We start from the raw sequence: 17,146 nt of genomic DNA on the forward strand, positions 1-17,146 counted from the left end.
AATGTTGGTGGGTTTTGCTTAACGGCGGTTAGTCACCAATCTGGTCGCGGCCTCGGAGCACGATCAATGGATCTGGCTCGCCCACGAGCTCATGGTCCTTGTTGGTGTACTCGAACTTGCTCAGGATGTACCGCATTGCATTGATGCGGGCACGCTTCTTGTCATTGGACTTGATGGTGATCCATGGGGACTCATCAGTGTCCGTGTAGCGGAACTGCTCTTCCTTAGCGCGGGTGTAATCATCCCAACGATCCAAGGACGCCAAGTCCATTGGAGACAGCTTCCATTGGCGCACTGGGTCAACCTGGCGGATAGCGAAACGGGTACGCTGCTCCTTCTGGGTAACAGAGAACCAGAACTTAGTCAGGGAGATATTGGAGCCCAGGATCATGTTCTCCAGCATTGGTACTTCGCGCAGGAACTCTGCGTGCTGGGATTCAGTACAGAAGCCCATGACACGCTCAACGCCGGAGCGGTTGTACCAGGAACGGTCAAAGAATACGATCTCACCAGCACATGGGAAGTGCTGAATGTAGCGCTGGAAGTACCACGAGGTGGACTCACGAGGCGATGGCTTTTCAAGCGCAACGGTGCGCGCACCACGTGGATTGAGGTGCTCATTGAAGCGCTTGATGGTGCCACCCTTACCGGCGGCGTCACGGCCCTCAAAGAGGATGATGTGGCGCTGGCCGGTGTCCTTGGTCCAGTTCTGCCACTTCAGTAGCTCGATCTGGAGGGCACGCTTAGTCTTTTCGTACTCCTCACGGCTCATACGCTCTTCGTATGGGTAGTTTTCACGCCACGTGGAGATTGGGGTTCCATCCGGCGCTAGGAGCACCGGATCGTCTTCATCGCTGTCATCAACGATGTAGCCTTCAGTTTGCGCGAGGTCAATGACCGGGAGGTCGTCATTATCAGTGTCAGCCATATGTAAATAGTACCGCCAAAGTACTGTTTTTCTCCTACCTTCTTCAGGTATTTCCCCCATTTGTGCACACACCCCAAAAGATCCCACCAACCTGCGCAAACAATCCCCGAACCCCGCCCCAAGACACGGCAAAAGCCCCAGCAAAAGCTGGGGCTTTCAAGCTCCTCAGTTACCTAAATAGGTAGTACCTTAGGCAACCAAGCCAATCAGGCTGGAGATAGCGTCAGCAATCTTGCCGAGACCACCGAAAGCCTCAAAAAGGTGTCCAACAATAGGGTTTGCCTCGGCGTTGGTAGAGAGAGATACCCACTCGTTGATGTTCTCCATTTTTACTCCTTGATAAGAATTAGTTTTTAGGGAAAATTACTTACTACAGTAATTAAATGCCTAGGATTACCTTAGGCTTCTTTCTTTGGTGGGAGGTCGAGCCCTTCAGTACCTTCAGAGCTGGTGAAAGCCAGACCGAGATCCTGGATAACCTTTGGGAATTCTTGGAACACGGTGGTGACGTTACCCACGAGGGTCTTGAAGTTAGTGAGCTGCTCCGCAACTACAGCGAGATCAATGTTCATATGCATCTCCTACGAACGGGCTGCCAGCAGAACACTGGCAGGATGATGGTTTCCAACACCCTGTGGGGCGTTTCACGTATCATCATGCCACACAATCAGATCACGTCAAGAGCCTTGAAACACGCGGAAAAATAAGCTTTCGTCAGCAAATTAAAACAAGTTAGTTGGGGAATTTTGCCGTTTTATAGGTCTGAGCTGGGAAAACAACTTATTAGGTAAGCCTTACCTGATTAACAGAAGGTTAATTCGGGGTAAAACATTGGACAATCAGCCCCTGAAACCGTTACCGAAGTGTCATATCCCGCTCATTTTTAGTCACCGAAACGTTGCAAATTTCCACCCATTCGGGGGTATTTAGACCAATGATTTGGAGATAGTTTTTAGCACAAAACCCCAGTAAAACCGGATAATTTTCACTTCCGGAGCAGTAACACTAAAGGCGCCACCCACTGAACTGCTCCCCATTAGTTGGACTGAGAAATCAGAATCCAATTAGTGGGGAGTATTTTCATTGAGAGCACGAAGTTCTTTGACTGAATCCCAGCGGGAGCGTTTGGTTGAGTTGTTTGAGCAAGGCTACGGTTGCAAAGCCGTGTCCACCCAGCTGGGTGTTGGTTTTGATGCTGCTCGACGGCTCTATAACCGTTACAAGCTTCATGGCAGACTATGTCTTGTGGAGAAACCAACAAAGCAATCTTTTTCCTTCGCCATCAAGAAGGAAGTCGTCGAACGGCACTTAGCCGGTGAAACCAGAATGGATCTTGCCAGCAAGTTTGGCCTGTCGTCCGAGCAGCTCGTTGGAAGTTGGACGTGGAAGTACCGCAAAGAAGGTTGGGACGGGCTTAAACCGAAGCCCAAAGGCCGACCTAAAGGGTCACGTTCTGCGAAACCGTTGACGGACATCGAGAAACTTAAGGCTGAGAATGAACGGTTGAAAGCAGAGCTTGATTACATAAAAAAATTGAGAGACTTGAGGAACCGGGGACGCGCCTAAAAGTAGAGGTGATTGTCACCCTCAAGTCTGTTCACCGACTCGATGTTCTTCTTGATGTGGCAGGGCTAGCGAGGTCAACATATTTCTACCATCTGAAACGACTCGACATGCCGAACAAGCATGATGATCTAGAAGAAGAAATCAAGAAGATTTTCTTCGGCAATAAGAAACGGTTCGGTTATCGGCGAGTGTGGTTAGAACTGCGTAACCAAGGCATCGTAGCTAACCACAAATTGGTGTATAAGATCATGGATGCCAATGGATGGAAATCGAAGGTGCGCAAGAAACCAAAGTACAACTCCTACCAGGGCACAATCAGTACGATCGCTGAGAATGTGTTGGACCGTAACTTCACTCCCACTGCGCCGAATATGGCATGGGTCAGTGATGTTACCGAGTTTAAGGTCGCAGGCCAGAAGCTGTATCTGTCACCGGTGATGGATTTGTATGACCGCAGCATTTTGGCCCACGAGCTTGCCACGAAACCAACGACGAAGTTTACTGCCACATCGTTGCGTAACGCGATCAACTGGCATGATCCTGGTGAGGGGCTGATTGTGCATACTGATCAGGGCTTCCAGTATCAGCATTCCAGTTGGCGGAGCTTGATCTCATCGTGCGGTGGTGTGCAATCAATGTCGCGTAAAGGTAACTGTTATGACAATGCGGTGATGGAGAATTTCTTTGGGCACTTAAAGTCTGAGATGTTCCATGGTGAACGATTCGACAGTGTGGAAGAGTTAAAGGCAGCGATAGATGACTACATCCTCTGGTACAACACTCAACGATTGCAGGCACGGATAAAGGGCCTGACACCGATGGAGTATCGGAGTCAGACCCTTCAAGCCCTAACCGTTTAGAATTAACCCAGTCCAACTAATGGGGAGCAGTTCACACTGGGGTGGCGCCTGTAAGGCTAGATAGGGGTTAGGGAATTAGAAGCCCATTCCGCCCATCTCATCAGCACCTGGTGCTGCAGGAGCAGCAGGCTCTGGCTTATCAGCAACTACAGCCTCGGTAGTCAGGAACAGCGCTGCAATGGATGCAGCGTTCTGCAAAGCAGAACGGGTGACCTTAACTGGGTCATTGATACCCGCAGCCATGAGATCAACGTACTCACCGGTTGCAGCGTTCAGGCCCTGGCCCTCAGGCAGGTTAGAAACCTTGTCAGCAACAACGCCTGGCTCGAGGCCAGCGTTCTGAGCAATCTGCTTCAGTGGAGCAGACAGTGCCTCACGAACAATCTTGACGCCGGTAGCCTCATCGCCAGCCAGGCCGAGGTCATCGTCCAGAACGTGGGAAGCCTGCAGCAGTGCTACACCACCGCCGGCAACGATGCCCTCTTCAACAGCAGCCTTAGCGTTACGGACAGCGTCCTCAATGCGGTGCTTGCGCTCCTTGAGCTCAACCTCGGTAGCAGCACCAACCTTGATCACAGCAACGCCGCCAGCAAGCTTTGCAAGGCGCTCCTGCAGCTTCTCACGGTCGTAGTCAGAGTCAGAGTTCTCAATCTCGGTGCGGATCTGGTTGACGCGACCCTCAATCTGAGCAGCGTCGCCAGCACCCTCAACGATGGTGGTGTCATCCTTGGTAACAACAACCTTGCGTGCACGGCCGAGCAGTGGGATGTCAGCAGAGTCCAGAGACAGGCCAACTTCCTCAGCGATAACCTGGCCGCCGGTCAGGATGGCCATATCCTGCAGCTGTGCCTTGCGGCGGTCACCAAAGCCTGGTGCCTTAACAGCAACGGACTTAAAGGTGCCGCGGATCTTGTTAACAACCAGGGTGGACAGAGCTTCGCCCTCAACGTCCTCAGCAATGATCAGCAGTGGCTTGCCGGTCTGCATGACCTTCTCCAGCAGTGGGAGGAGATCCTTGATGTTGGAGATCTTGCCGGAGAACAGGAGGATGTATGGATCCTCAAGAACTGCCTCAAGGCGCTCCATGTCAGTTGCCATGTAGCCGGAGATGTAGCCCTTATCAAAGCGCATACCCTCGGTTACCTCGAGGTCAACACCAAAGGTGTTGGACTCTTCAACGGTGATGACAGACTCCTTGTTGAGCTTGCCGCCACCTACGGCGTACATAGCCTTAGCAATTTGAGCACCGATAGCAGGGTCAGCAGCGGAGATACCAGCGGTAGCTGCGATCTCTTCCTCGGTCTCAACTTCCTTAGCGCCTGCCAGCAGCTTCTCGGTAACAGTCTTAACAGCCTGCTCGATGCCGCGCTTGATGCCCATTGGGTTGGAACCAGCCGCAACGTTGCGCAGACCCTCGCGAACGAGTGCCTGTGCCAGGACGGTTGCGGTAGTGGTGCCGTCGCCTGCGACGTCGTCAGTCTTCTTAGCTACTTCCTTAACCAGCTCTGCGCCGATCTTCTCGTATGGGTCCTCGAGATCGATCTCGCGAGCGATAGAAACACCGTCGTTGGTGATAACTGGTGCGCCCCAGCCACGCTCAAGAACGACGTTGCGGCCCTTAGGGCCGAGGGTTACCTTAACGGCGTCAGCCAGAGTATTCAGGCCAGCTTCGAGGCCGCGACGTGCTTCCTCATCAAAGGCAATGATCTTTGCCATAAGTGAATGTTCTCCTTATTTATTATTGAGAGACGACACTCGGCGTCATGTATCTTCCCTTGTTAGGCGCCCGCGACGGCACGGAAGGCTTTGAGTGTGTAAGACTTCCTCACCTTTAGGAAAGACGGTAGCCGCAAGCGCCTACCGCATATAGTTTTGTCATTTTTTAGCACTCTGACATTTATAGTGCTAATTCGTTTCTAGCAGTCGGCACCTTAGAGTGCAAGAAACGCGCGTACGCCATAAGAGAACGATCCCGCCTACCGTGCGCTGACTGAGCAAACGCGTACTGCGTAACGCTGTGCATTACTGGGAGCACTGCCAGCTAGGCGCATTCCCCAACCTCGCTCACCTGTGGCGATTTTTGCTCTGAGAACCCGCACTATATGCGAAGGTGTTCCAGCTATGCCTACACTGGACAGTTATGAGTACTGATGAAAACAATCTTGATTCACTAGTGTCGAAGCTAAGGGCCAACATCACCGCCCAACGCGAGCAGATCTTCACCGACCTCAAGGAGATCGTGTCCTTTAACTCCGTGCACTCCGTCCCCGAGCTTGCAGCGGAGCACGACGGCGCGCGCCAGTGGGTGGTGGACCAGATGAACAAGCTGGGCCTAGACGTCACCGAATACCCATACGAGGGCGGGGCCACCACGGTCATTGGCACCAAGGAGCCTAAAGGTGATGCACCGACCATTCTTCTGTACTCACACTACGACGTCGTGCCTGCCGGCAACGTCGAGGCGTGGACCAACCACCCATTCGAGCTCACCGAGCGCGATGGCCGCTGGTACGGCCGCGGCGCGGCCGACTGCAAGGGCAACCTCGTGATGCACCTTGCTACCCTGCGCGCCGTCGAGAAGCTGGGCGGCACGGACCTAGGCATCAAGTTCCTCGTCGAAGGCTCCGAGGAGATGGGCGGCGAAGAGCTCTCCCACCTCATCAAGTCCCAGCCAGAGCTGTTTGCCAGCGACGTCATCCTGATCGCAGACTCCGGCAACGCCGCCGTGGGCGAGCCAACCACCACCGTGTCCCTGCGCGGCGGCGCGCAGTTGACCGTCACCGTGGACACTCTCAACGCCGCAGTGCACTCCGGCTCCTTCGGCGGCGCCGCACCGGATGCCGCGGCAGCGCTGATCCGCCTCATCGATACGCTGCGCGACGAGCACGGCCGCACCTGCATTGACGGCATCGACTGCCTCAAGAAGTGGGAAGGCGCCTCCTATGACCGCGACACCTTCCGCAAGGACGCAGGCATGCTCGACGGCACACAGATCATGGGCACCGCCGACGACGACCCAGCCGACATGGTCTGGGCCCGCCCAGCCATCTCCGTCACCGGCTTCACCTCCACCCCAGTCGATCAGGCCGTCAACGCCGTGCCCGCCACCGCACAAGCGCGCCTGAACCTGCGCGTCCCACCAGGAATGGACGCCGCCGAGGTTGCCGAAGCAACCAAGAAGCACCTCGAAGCCAAGGTGCCATGGGGCGCAAAAATCGCGGTTGAGGTAGAAGACATCAACAACCCGTTTACCGCACATACTGACGGCCCAGCCATACAAAAGTTTGGCACCTGCCTGTCCGCCGCCTACGGCAACAAGGACCTCACCATCAACGGCTCCGGCGGATCCATCCCACTGTGCGCGGAACTGCTGGAAGCAGTCCCTCATGCAGAGCTCGCACTGTTTGGTGTGGAAGAGCCACAGTCCACCATCCACTCCCCAGATGAGTCCGTAGACCCAACCGAGATTGAAAACATCGCGATTGCAGAAGCAGGATTCCTCCTCAGCTACGGCAAGTAACAACCACGACAAGGGGGCCACAGCCTTTAAAGGCTGTGGCCCCCTTGTGCTGCGCGGGGTGCGCTAGCGGCCTGGAATGACGGCGGAGGCGGCGTCGGAAAGCCCCTTGCCAAAGTTTTCAGAGCTACCAACAATGCCCTCTGAGGACCCCAGGTTGCCGTACTCATAAGAGTCCTGGTTCTCCTGAAGATCCTTCTGGGCGTACTCCGGCAGCGTAGGCTCAGCAGGCAAACGAGGCTCAGTCAAAATCTTGAGGTACTCCCCCAAGCTTCCCAGCAAACGCACCGAGCCCACCGCGTCCAAACCGGACGCCACCGGCTTGGAACACACCTCACGGGAAATGCGGGACGGATCTGCAGGACCATCGTGCTCGAGCGCATCAACAACAAGCGACTGAGCCGCGGGATCAACCAGCATTCCGAGGTGACCAGGGATCTTATTCGCGCACACATCCTGAACCGCCACATTGCGTGCCCCCTCCAGACGGGACACCTTATTAGCCGGCTGAATTCCGTAGTCCGTGCGCGAGTACACCGACGTCACAGAAATATTCTCAGGTAGCGGCTGGGCATGGACAGCCTTCATAAAATCACTGCCCACGGTCATCTGCCACCCAATGGCAGGACACTCCCCCAGGACCTGGCACAGCGCACCAACAAAAGTGGTGCCGTGCAAAGCGCCCGCTAAGGATACGAAATCATCAACCTTGGCCGCAGCCTCAGCGTCATAACGCAGCGCCCACAAAGTAGCGGTAGGGCCACCACTGTGGCCGATCACCGATATCGGAGAACCCAAGCGATTGTGCGCAAGAGTGATCGCGGAAGATACATACTCAGCCGAGTCAATCAGATCAGCGCGACCACTGCTGGGCAGATCAACCGTGCACACGTCAAACCCCTGCTGCTGCAAAGAGTTCTCGTAATTCCACGAATACGTACCGGTACTATCCGTGCCTACTCCGTGCACGAGCAGGACGGTCTTTTTGGCATCGGATGAAGCAACATCGCTTACGCAGCTAAAAGCCTTCTCATGCGCGGGCGGAATCTGCTCTGTGACAGCTGACGCCGCAGCAGTGGCAGGCACTGAAGAAAGCCCCAGCGCAAGCAAAACTGACAAGATCCGGAAACGCTTCATTATCTGTTCCTCACCGTAACGAAATTTTCAGGATTTCCCCGTAACATGACCGACGGGCGAGCGTACACCGATAGCACACGTGCTATCGAATCGCGCCACTGTCCTTACGTATCGATAACGCGAGGTACAACGTTACGGAGTCAGTGCCCAACAACCACCCCTAAGCAATGCCACCGCAGCAGGCGGACGCTGCACCGATTTCCGTGCACACTCAGCTCCACTACCTGGACAAATGGGGATTTCCCGAGAGTGTTTCAAGTCAACACCGCCTAGGACATCAGACGTCCGACTTGCATGTGTATACGACAGCAGATACCATTGCCACTTGTGACTTACAGCACCTAACACTCGGTGACAGTTTCAACAACTTCAATGAGCTACCAACAGCTAACGGTCCACCCAATACCGAAACCCAACGTCGATCCCGGCCCACCACAGCCATCCACACGATCGACTCACGCTACCAAGGTCACTAAGCAGAACACGTATATTTCAAGGACCGTAATACCCATGTCATTCTCCACCATCACCACGGAACGCACCTCCACGTTCACGAGCTTCCACCGTCCGGCAATCACCGCAACCGAGCAGGCACCACAGCAGTCCACCACTCGCGTCTTTGCAGATGACCCATTCCGCGCACGCTTTGGCCACAAGCTCCCCGTGGGACTACGTTCCGAGGCGCGTGGCATGCAGTGGCGGACCTTTGTGAGCACCTACGCGCCAGCATCCAACATCCGCGTCAATCTAACCGAGATTCAGCGCCTGCGCGGCGCATACAACCGCTACAACGTTGAGATCACCACCAACACCCCAGCCGGCCGCACAGTAGAAGTCACCGACATCGTGGCATCCGGCGCAATGCAGGCAGTATCCAACCTCCTGGCCGATCGTGGCCGCCGCGTCGAAATCTACTCCTTCCACCAGTTCGAAATCTTTGAAGCTACCGTCACCTTCATCTACGCAGGCGACAACAACAAGAAGCACTGGGCAATGGGCTTTGGCGGCACCCGTGAGCAGTCCATGGTTGCGGCAATGAACTCCGCATCCGAGCTCATCCACGGCTAAAACACGCCACATCTAACCCACTCGAGGTTCTGCCGAGTGGGTTTTTTGGGCTTTTCACTCGATAAACAATGTGTATGCGACTAACCCCGTTTTGATGTAGGCTGTGAAAAGTGTGAAACGCGTCTTAGTCCCTTTCAAGTGTCGCTATCCCACCTGAGTGGATAAAGGATCTATACGAGGACGCAACAGGATTGAAACTAGAAGAGAGGATTGCATTTAGTAGTAGTGCCTTAGTGCGCTGTTGGAGTTAAATGCTGTGGTCTTTTGTGGCTTCAGGCCTATCGTGTCCTGACGCTTAATCACGCGCAATTCGATATTTAAGCCCACAACCAACAAAGGATTCACCGACTCGTGCTCCTGCTACTGCTTGCACTCGCCGGCGCTTCCGTTCTAGCCCCGTTCCTCATCAGAGTCATTGGTAGGCCCGCGTTCGGGCTCCTTGCCATCACACCAGCCATTGGTTTCGGCTGGGTGCTGTCACACTTGATCAGAGGAACGTTCGATTCCGGTGGCGCAATTGTTGCCCACTACGGCTGGATGACAAGCGCCAATCTCAACCTCACGTTCAGGCTGGACTCACTTTCTGCGCTGTTCAGTTTGATCATCCTGGGCGTTGGAACGCTCGTCCTGCTGTATTGCTGGGGCTACTTTGACAATGCACCTAAGCGCCTGAGGTGGTTCGCGGGCCAGATGGCCGCATTTGCGATGGCCATGTACGGTCTCGTCATCTCAGACAACCTGCTACTGATGTACGTGTTCTGGGAGATCACCTCCATCCTCTCCTTCCTGTTGGTGGGATACTACGGCGAACGCGCATCCTCACGACGGTCCGCTACCCAGGCACTGATGATCACAGGACTCGGTGGCCTCATCATGCTCGTGGGCATCATCCTGCTGGGCAAAGAAACAGGCGCATGGACCATCTCCCAACTGGTCACCATGGACCTCGCAGGCACCAACAATATTTCGTGGGCCATCGTGCTCATGCTTGCGGGTGCGCTGACAAAATCCGCCATCGCGCCTGCCCACTTCTGGCTGCCCGGCGCCATGGCTGCGCCGACCCCCGTGTCTGCCTACCTTCACTCAGCGGCCATGGTGAAGGCAGGCATCTACTTGGTGGCACGCCTGTCACCTGCATTCAACTTCGCTGAGGCATGGTACTTGGTGATCATGCCACTGGGCATTCTGACCATGGTGATGGCCGGTTGGATGTCCCTGCGCCAAAAGGACCTGAAGCTGATCCTGGCGTACGGCACGGTCTCCCAGCTTGGTTTCATGATTACCGTTGTGGGCATCGGTTCCCGTGAAGCTCTCCTGGCCGGCCTCGCCCTGACCTTCGCGCACTCACTGTTCAAGGCCACCCTGTTCATGATCGTGGGTGCGATCGACCACTGCTCCGGAACCCGCGACGTTCGCGAGATCTCCGGCCTCGGCCGCAAGCAGCCCCTGCTTGCGCTGTTCGCCTTCATTTCAGCCGCATCCATGGCTGGCATCCCGCCTCTGTTTGGCTTCGTGGCCAAGGAGGCTGTGCTGGAGATGATCCTGCACGAGCCACTGCTCATTGGCATGCCGGGCAAGATAGTGCTGGTGGGCTACGTGGTTGGCTCCATCATGACCATGGCCTACTCCCTGCACTTCCTGCATGGCGCATTCTCTACCAAGCCAAAGACCCACCCCACTGGCGGTGGCGTATCACCGGCGGTGGAGAACATGCACCGCGTTGGGTTCAAGCTCCTGCTCGCCCCGGCTGTGTTGACTACTCTGACTGTGGTGTTGGGTCTGTTCCCAAAGCTGATCTCCCAGTTCCTGGAAGTCCACGTCCACACGGTCCATCCGCTCGCGGAGGGAGAAAAGGCGTCCTACCTCGCACTGTGGCACGGATTTACCGTCCCATTGCTCATCTCCGCCGTCATTGTCACCGTGGGCGCGATCATGTTCTGGCAGCGCCACCTCGTGGCCAAGCTCTACTTCCAGACCCCAGCTCTGGGCAACGCCAACGACGCCTACGACAGCGTCTTGGATTTCTTGCGCAATGTTTCCCTGCGCCTGACTGCATCCACGCAGCGCGGTTCCCTGGCTATCAACTTGGGAATCATCTTCCTCTGCCTCGCCCTTACACCAATGGTGTCCCTGCTACTGGGTGCGCGCACAGATATCCGCATGGAGCTGTGGAACTCACCTCTGCAGGGTGTTGCGGCCGTCATCATTATTTTGATGTCCATCGCCGTCACCGTGATGCATAACCGCCTGTCCGCACTCGTCATGACCGGCGTTATCGGATACTGCATTGCGTTTATCTTTGCCACCTACGGCGCCCCAGACCTCGCCCTCACCCAGCTTCTGATTGAGACCACCACCATGGTGATTTTCATGCTGGTTCTGCGCAGACTGCCGGCGGACGTCACGTGGCAGGCCGGTCCTCGCGCAACCCGTTTCCGCGCGTGGATGGCGGTTACCGTGGGCGTGGCTGTCACCGTCTTTGGTGTCTTCGCGGTCAACGCCCGCTCGGAGCAATCCGTTGCGTCTTTCATCCCGGACTTGGCGTATGAGATCGGCCATGGCGCAAACGCCGTCAATGTCCTTCTGGTGGACATCCGCGCATGGGATACCTTCGGCGAGAGCATGGTGTTGGTCATCGCCGCCGTCGGTGTGACCTCCTTGGTCTACCGCACCCGCAGCTTCCGACGCTCCTCCCGCCGCCCTACCCTCAGTGCCAGTGGGCGCCGCTGGCTGGCTTCATCTGGCGCCGATATGGCGCAGTCCAACACCGAGAAGGCCCGCAACCGGTCTCTCCTGGTGGACGTGGTCACCCGCCTGCTGTTCCCATCCATGATGGTGCTCAGCGTGTACTTCTTCTTCGTGGGCCACAATGCACCAGGCGGTGGCTTTGCCGGCGGTCTGGTGGCCGCCCTAGCTCTGACGCTGCGCTACCTCGCAGGCGGCCGCGATGAGCTGGAGGCAACCTTCCCTATCGACGCCTCCCGCGTGCTGGGCATCGGCATGTTGCTCTCAATCAGCACGGCGATCGTCCCCATCTTCTTGGGTAACCCACCGCTGACCAGCTACTACTTTGCGCCGGAAATCCCATTGATTGGCAAGGTGTCCATTACCTCCGTGCTGGTCTTCGACGCCGGCGTCTACCTGGTAGTTGTGGGCCTCATCCTTCACATCTTGGATTCCCTCGGCGCCCAGCTCGACCGCGACGAGGACATGCGTAAGCAGCGCGCACGCGACCGCGCCCGCAGGCTGCGCCGCGACGTTGAACGCAAAAAGGCACTACAGGCCAAGAAGGCAGCAGAAAGAAAACAGATGGCAACGACAACAAGTGAGGAGAAATAAATGGTAGCCAACCTATCCCTCGCTCTTGCCGCTGGCGTACTCATTGCGGCGGGTGTGTACTTGGTGCTTGACCGCGCTATGACCAAGATGATGATTGGCCTGCTGCTGATGGGCAACGGCGCTAACCTCATGATCCTCATGGCCGGTGGTGAGCCCGGTTCCGCGCCGATCAAAGGCCGCGAGTCCTTGATCTTCGGCGACCAGATCGCTGATCCGTTGGCGCAGGCCATGATCTTGACAGCCATTGTCATCTCCATGGCGATGACCGCCTTTATCCTGACCTTGGCTTACCGCCAATACCGTTACCGCACCCAGGACGTTGTGGACGATGACTCCGAGGACGCAGCAATCGCAGCACGCCCCATGATCGCATCTGCAGCCCCTGACCATGACGCATCCGATGACCCAGATACAGGCCGCGTCACTAGGAGCGGCGACGCGTTCGGCCCGAAGTCTTTCGAGGCTCCAGTGAAGGAGGACAAGGATGACTAGTTTCCTTGACGCGCTTGCCCCCCTGCTGCCAGCCATAATCCCCATGCCGGTGCTGCTACCGGCATTGGGCGCGGCCCTGGCTCTAGTCGCGGGCCGCTTCCCGCGCCTGCAGATGTGGATTACCATGACCCTGCTGGGGGCCATGATCGTGCTGTCTGTCCTCCTAGTGCTGCTGGTGGACAAGCAGGGAATCCAAACTCTCCAGATCGGTGGTTGGGACGCCCCAGTGGGCATCACCTTGGTGGCGGACCGGTTGTCCACCCTGATGTTGGCCGTATCGTCCCTCGTTCTGTTCTGCGTGATGTGGTACGCGATTGGGCAGGGTGTACGCGATCGTCGTAAGGAAGACCCGGTTGCGGTATTCCTGCCTACGTACCTGCTGTTGTCCATGGGCGTGAACGCCTCCTTCCTGGCAGGCGACCTATTCAATCTCTACGTGGGCTTTGAGATCTTCCTTGTCGCCTCCTATGTTCTGCTGACTTTGTCCGCATCGCAGGCGCGTGTTCGTGCGGGCGTGGGTTATGTCATGGTGTCCATGGTTTCGTCCATGGTGTTCATCCTTGGCCTAGCGCTTACCTACGCCGCTGTGGGTACCCTCAACATGGCCCACATTTCTGAGCGCATGGAGTCTGTGCCTTCTGGCACCCAGGCGATGATCTTTTCCGTGCTTCTGGTGGCTTTCGGCATCAAGGCCGCGGTGTTCCCACTGGATTCGTGGCTACCGGACTCCTACCCCACCGCGCCGTCACTGGTGACCGCGGTGTTTGCGGGCCTGCTCACCAAGGTGGGCGTGTACTCCATCATCCGTATGCGATCGGTGGTGTTCACGGACGGCTCTCTAGACACCTTGCTCATGTTCGTGGCGTTGGCCACCATGCTGGTAGGTATCTTGGGCGCGATGGCGCAGAATGACATCAAGCGTCTGTTGTCCTTCACGCTGGTATCTCACATCGGCTACATGATCTTGGGCGTGGCTCTGGGCACTGCGCAGGGTTTGTCGGGCGCGATCTTCTACGCGGTTCACCACATTCTGGTCCAGACTGCGCTGTTCCTGGTGGTTGGGCTCATCGAACGCCAGGCCGGATCTTCCTCGCTTCGTCGCTTGGGATCCCTGGCCAAGGCTTTCCCGTTGCTCGGCCTGCTTTATCTGATCCCAGCACTGAACTTGGGCGGCATTCCTCCGTTCTCCGGTTTCCTGGGCAAGATCATGCTTCTTCAGGCCGCCGCGTCCGAGGGCTCTACCTTGAGCTGGTTGCTGGTGGCCGGCGCGATCGTCACGTCTCTATTGACCCTCTACACCATGGTTCTGGTCTGGGCGAAGGCGTTCTGGCGCGACCGCGCTGACGCACCTGATGGCAGCACGGTCATGGCGCGCCCGTCTCTGCTTTCCGACGACACCGACGAGATCGATGTGGAGGAGCGCGTGGACGTGGGCCGCCCACCGGTGGGCATGGTCGCCGCTACCGCGGCTCTGGTTATCGCATCCTGCTCCGTGACCCTCGTGGCAGGCCCCGTCTCCGCCGTCACCACTCGCGCTGCTGATTCCGTTCAGGACAAGCAGGTCTACCGCTCCGCGGTACTGGGCGAGGATTATTCTTCACCATCGCGCAGCACTGACTCCGGAAACCAGGTCACCGAATCCTCCGGCGATGACCTTAACGTGCGCAAATCTGAGGCATCCTCAACAGCGATCCCGCCGATCACACAGTTCTCCACCACGGTGGCGCCAGCAGACCCAACTGCCGCCCGCGCTTCCCGCGATGCGCTCACATCAGCCCGTAAGTCGGCCGCGAGCGCGGAAATGACGAGCACGGTGGAGCCGATTGAAGACAACACCGAACCAACGGAAGGCCGCGACAATGAGATCAACCCTCGGGAGGAGCAGTAATGTTTGCTGGGCTTAAACGACGCTTCCACCCCCTGTTCATCCTGTGGACCGCGGCAATGTGGGTCATGCTTTTAGGCGAACTCAGCATTGGAAACGTGGTGGCCGGTCTGCTCATCGGCCTTCTCGTGGTACTTCTGCTACCGCTGCCTGCCGTTCCTGTTGGCAACATCAAGGTCAACATTGGGCCCCTGTTCACGCTTCTCGGCACATGGCTCGTCGATCTATTCAAGGGAGCGTTCCAAGTAGCGTGGCTGTCTATCCGTCGGCAAGATCCACCAAACACCGCGATCTTGGTATTGCCCATGCGCGTAGAGTCCGAGGCCGTCTTTGCCCTCGCCACCATCATGTACAACCTGCAGCCAGGTGGCACGGTGACAGACCTCGATATTGCTAACCGCCGATGGGTAGTCCACATCCTGGACGCCAGCAGCGACCGAACCATTAACCGCCAACGCGAGGCCGTCGCCCTACTCGAACGCCGCCTCATTGAAGCATTTGAAAGGAGCTAAACAGTGAACCCAGATATCTACAACTTTGTGCTCCTGCTCGTCGCCATTGCCTTTGCCACCTCATTCATCCTGACCGCCTTCCGCATCTTGGCCGGCCCGAACTCCATGGACCGCATGCTGGGACTCGATGGCCTCACCGCGATGTTGCAGTGCGCACTGGCAACCTACATTTGCTACTCCCTCGACACCACCGTGTCCAACGCCATGATCGTGGTAGCTTTGCTTGGCTTCATCGCGACCGTCTCCGTGGCTCGCTTCAGGAAGAAGGATGCCTAAATGAATGTCCAACTGATCACTGACATCGTCTCCTTGGTATTCATCTGCCTAGGTGCCTTCTTTGTGCTCTCAGCCGCCATCGGCCTCGTGCGATTCAAAGACTCAATGTCGCGCATCCATGTGGTCACGAAACCACAAACCGTGGGCCTCATCTTGACCGTCCTGGGCGCGATCATCCGCATGGTTGGTCACGACCAATTCGACGTCGGGCAACGAGGCGACATAGGAATACTTCTCCTACTGGTGCTCTTCACCCTCCTTACTAGCCCAGTCACCGGCCAGCGACTCGGCCGCGTGGTGCGCAGGGAGGCCCTCTACGGAACCCCAGAAACCATCTCCCGCAACGAAGCACCCGCGGCAGGAAAAAAGAAACGCGCCAAATAGCAGCGCCTGTAGCCGTAGCACCTTGGGGTGTTACGGCTGTTGTGAGTTTTTGGTGGGGTTATCCGAAGATTTTTCTGCAGCCACCGAGCATGGCCAGCGGGTGCTGGTTTCGTCGATCCGGTAACCCGTAGGCTGATACCCAGTAGGCAAAGGGCCCTCGTTTTTCTATATGGCCGTGGATGTTGTTCCACCAGTCATCATCGTTGATCCCGTTGTGGTAGGCACATAGTGGCACCAAATTCGTGATGTTGGTGTCGCCACCGTTTTTCCATGCCACTACGTGGTGGAGTTGGCAGTCATCGAACGCCACCGTGCATCCTGGTGCTACGCAGGTGGGGTTTTCCGCAAACGCGGCATAGCGTTGTTTCTGGTTGGCAAACCGTTGTGTGCGGAACATGTTCAGTGTGCCTTCTTCTTCATCCACCAGAGCAACCAGGCCGTAGTCTGCTAACAAGCGCTCCAGATACTCTTTATCCGATAGGACGGTGCCATCAGAACACACCACCTTAATGCCGTCACCTTCACCGCGGATGATCTTGGCGTGTTCTTCTACTGGGACGACCACCAGTGGTGTGTAACCACCCTGGGGCACACCGGCGTCGCCGCGGAGGAGTTCGGCGAAGGCTTCACCACGGGCCTGGTCCTTGGTTTTATCTTTATCCGCCTCCATGAGTGCTGTCACGGTTTCTTTGAGGCTGCGGTTGATGTCGGCGAGGTGTGCTTGCGGTGCGGTGAAGTACAAGGTGCCCATGCCGTCTGCACCACGCACAATACGCATAGCAATGTTGCGTCTGGCGGGCGGTTGTTTCAGTTCTTTCACGCGCTTGAGGGCGAGTGTGTTGATCACCGCCGCAGGCCGTGGTGCGTTGGTGAGTTCGCGCCACAACACCCATTGTTCGCGTTCAGTAGAAAGTTTTTCTACGTGTGCGCGGATCATGGTGAGTACGGACAGGGAGAACCCATGGGCAATGGCGGCCTCGACAGTGCGGCGTTGCTGGAGACGGTATCTGGTTGTGCCGTATAACCAGGCGGCGGTGCGGATGAGTTCTTTTGCGTCGCGTGGGGCGATGGTGTCAAACTCCCAGTGTTTGCGGCCGTGGAATGCGCGCAGCAGGATGGCACCGCTGTTCATAGCGGTGAGGTAATCCTGGAGTGCTGCGTGATCATCGGTCATGGCACCAA

Annotated in this window: 14 protein-coding genes and 1 pseudogene; 9 read left to right on the forward strand and 6 right to left on the reverse strand. The window is 56.8% G+C overall.

Translation table 11 applies throughout. The annotated features are described in order from the left end of the window. Window positions 1-28 precede the first annotated feature (28 nt). From ppk2 to ACXM2N_RS10280, 3 genes are all read right to left on the reverse strand, one after another. Window positions 29-928, reverse strand: a complete 900-nt coding sequence (ppk2, locus tag ACXM2N_RS10270) for a polyphosphate kinase 2 (protein WP_458488395.1) — start codon at window positions 926-928, stop codon at window positions 29-31. Window positions 929-1,117: 189 nt separating this feature from the next. Beyond that, the gene (locus ACXM2N_RS10275; protein ID WP_458488397.1) at window positions 1,118-1,255 is read right to left on the reverse strand and encodes a hypothetical protein; all 138 of its coding nucleotides are present in this window, start codon (window positions 1,253-1,255) and stop codon (window positions 1,118-1,120) included. A gap of 71 nt (window positions 1,256-1,326) precedes the next feature. Continuing rightward, window positions 1,327-1,500: a hypothetical protein gene (locus tag ACXM2N_RS10280; protein ID WP_458488399.1), complete on the reverse strand. Its 174-nt coding sequence runs from the start codon at window positions 1,498-1,500 to the stop codon at window positions 1,327-1,329. A 557-nt stretch (window positions 1,501-2,057) separates the two neighbouring features. On the opposite strand from ACXM2N_RS10280, the pseudogene ACXM2N_RS10285 reads away from it, so the two are divergent. Continuing rightward, window positions 2,058-3,354 (forward strand): annotated as a pseudogene (locus tag ACXM2N_RS10285) (IS3 family transposase). Between the two features lie 75 nt (window positions 3,355-3,429). Here the strand turns inward: ACXM2N_RS10285 and groL are convergent. Further along, window positions 3,430-5,070, reverse strand: coding sequence for a chaperonin GroEL (gene groL / locus ACXM2N_RS10290; RefSeq protein WP_458488401.1), 1,641 nt, complete (start codon window positions 5,068-5,070; stop codon window positions 3,430-3,432). A 424-nt stretch (window positions 5,071-5,494) separates the two neighbouring features. Here groL and ACXM2N_RS10295 point away from each other — a divergent pair, with 424 nt between their 5' ends. Further along, entirely contained in the window at window positions 5,495-6,874 is a 1,380-nt protein-coding gene (locus ACXM2N_RS10295) for a M20/M25/M40 family metallo-hydrolase (RefSeq protein WP_458488403.1), read from the forward strand. A gap of 63 nt (window positions 6,875-6,937) precedes the next feature. On the opposite strand, the gene ACXM2N_RS10300 is transcribed toward ACXM2N_RS10295, so the two are convergent. Further along, complete coding sequence (locus ACXM2N_RS10300; protein ID WP_458488405.1) at window positions 6,938-8,008, reverse strand: esterase/lipase family protein; 1,071 nt, start codon at window positions 8,006-8,008, stop codon at window positions 6,938-6,940. Window positions 8,009-8,518: 510 nt separating this feature from the next. Here ACXM2N_RS10300 and ACXM2N_RS10305 point away from each other — a divergent pair. The 7 genes from ACXM2N_RS10305 (at window position 8,519) to ACXM2N_RS10335 (ending at window position 15,964) form a co-directional block, all read left to right on the forward strand. Beyond that, complete coding sequence (locus ACXM2N_RS10305) at window positions 8,519-9,076, forward strand: acetyl-CoA acetyltransferase (RefSeq protein ID WP_458488407.1); 558 nt, start codon at window positions 8,519-8,521, stop codon at window positions 9,074-9,076. Window positions 9,077-9,427: 351 nt separating this feature from the next. Then, the gene (locus ACXM2N_RS10310; RefSeq protein WP_458488409.1) at window positions 9,428-12,415 is read left to right on the forward strand and encodes a Na+/H+ antiporter subunit A; all 2,988 of its coding nucleotides are present in this window, start codon (window positions 9,428-9,430) and stop codon (window positions 12,413-12,415) included. Continuing rightward, entirely contained in the window at window positions 12,416-12,907 is a 492-nt protein-coding gene (locus ACXM2N_RS10315; protein WP_458488411.1) for a Na(+)/H(+) antiporter subunit C, read from the forward strand. Then, window positions 12,900-14,795, forward strand: coding sequence for a Na+/H+ antiporter subunit D (locus ACXM2N_RS10320; RefSeq protein ID WP_458488413.1), 1,896 nt, complete (start codon window positions 12,900-12,902; stop codon window positions 14,793-14,795). Before ACXM2N_RS10315 ends, ACXM2N_RS10320 begins: the two co-directional genes overlap by 8 nt. Next, window positions 14,795-15,304, forward strand: a complete 510-nt coding sequence (locus ACXM2N_RS10325) for a Na+/H+ antiporter subunit E (RefSeq protein WP_458488415.1) — start codon at window positions 14,795-14,797, stop codon at window positions 15,302-15,304. The genes ACXM2N_RS10320 and ACXM2N_RS10325 overlap by 1 nt, the downstream gene beginning before the upstream one ends. A gap of 3 nt (window positions 15,305-15,307) precedes the next feature. Next, entirely contained in the window at window positions 15,308-15,580 is a 273-nt protein-coding gene (locus tag ACXM2N_RS10330) for a monovalent cation/H+ antiporter complex subunit F (protein ID WP_458488417.1), read from the forward strand. Then, the gene (locus tag ACXM2N_RS10335) at window positions 15,581-15,964 is read left to right on the forward strand and encodes a monovalent cation/H(+) antiporter subunit G (protein WP_458488419.1); all 384 of its coding nucleotides are present in this window, start codon (window positions 15,581-15,583) and stop codon (window positions 15,962-15,964) included. 58 nt (window positions 15,965-16,022) lie between these two features. Here the strand turns inward: ACXM2N_RS10335 and ACXM2N_RS10340 are convergent, their stop codons facing one another. Continuing rightward, window positions 16,023-17,138, reverse strand: a complete 1,116-nt coding sequence (locus ACXM2N_RS10340; RefSeq protein WP_458488421.1) for an HNH endonuclease signature motif containing protein — start codon at window positions 17,136-17,138, stop codon at window positions 16,023-16,025. Window positions 17,139-17,146: the final 8 nt, after the last annotated feature.

Source organism: Corynebacterium sp. ZY180755 (assembly GCF_054331495.1).

Bases quoted from the DNA above. Each gene is read 5' to 3' on its own strand.
- ppk2 (WP_458488395.1), bottom strand. From the start codon at position 928: ATGGCTGACACTGATAATGACGACCTCCCGGTCATTGACCTCGCGCAA.
- ACXM2N_RS10275 (WP_458488397.1), bottom strand. From the start codon at position 1,255: ATGGAGAACATCAACGAGTGGGTATCTCTCTCTACCAACGCCGAGGCA.
- ACXM2N_RS10280 (WP_458488399.1), bottom strand. From the start codon at position 1,500: ATGAACATTGATCTCGCTGTAGTTGCGGAGCAGCTCACTAACTTCAAG.
- groL (WP_458488401.1), bottom strand. From the start codon at position 5,070: ATGGCAAAGATCATTGCCTTTGATGAGGAAGCACGTCGCGGCCTCGAA.
- ACXM2N_RS10295 (WP_458488403.1), top strand. From the start codon at position 5,495: ATGAGTACTGATGAAAACAATCTTGATTCACTAGTGTCGAAGCTAAGG.
- ACXM2N_RS10300 (WP_458488405.1), bottom strand. From the start codon at position 8,008: ATGAAGCGTTTCCGGATCTTGTCAGTTTTGCTTGCGCTGGGGCTTTCT.
- ACXM2N_RS10305 (WP_458488407.1), top strand. From the start codon at position 8,519: ATGTCATTCTCCACCATCACCACGGAACGCACCTCCACGTTCACGAGC.
- ACXM2N_RS10315 (WP_458488411.1), top strand. From the start codon at position 12,416: ATGGTAGCCAACCTATCCCTCGCTCTTGCCGCTGGCGTACTCATTGCG.
- ACXM2N_RS10320 (WP_458488413.1), top strand. From the start codon at position 12,900: ATGACTAGTTTCCTTGACGCGCTTGCCCCCCTGCTGCCAGCCATAATC.
- ACXM2N_RS10325 (WP_458488415.1), top strand. From the start codon at position 14,795: ATGTTTGCTGGGCTTAAACGACGCTTCCACCCCCTGTTCATCCTGTGG.
- ACXM2N_RS10335 (WP_458488419.1), top strand. From the start codon at position 15,581: ATGAATGTCCAACTGATCACTGACATCGTCTCCTTGGTATTCATCTGC.
- ACXM2N_RS10340 (WP_458488421.1), bottom strand. From the start codon at position 17,138: ATGACCGATGATCACGCAGCACTCCAGGATTACCTCACCGCTATGAAC.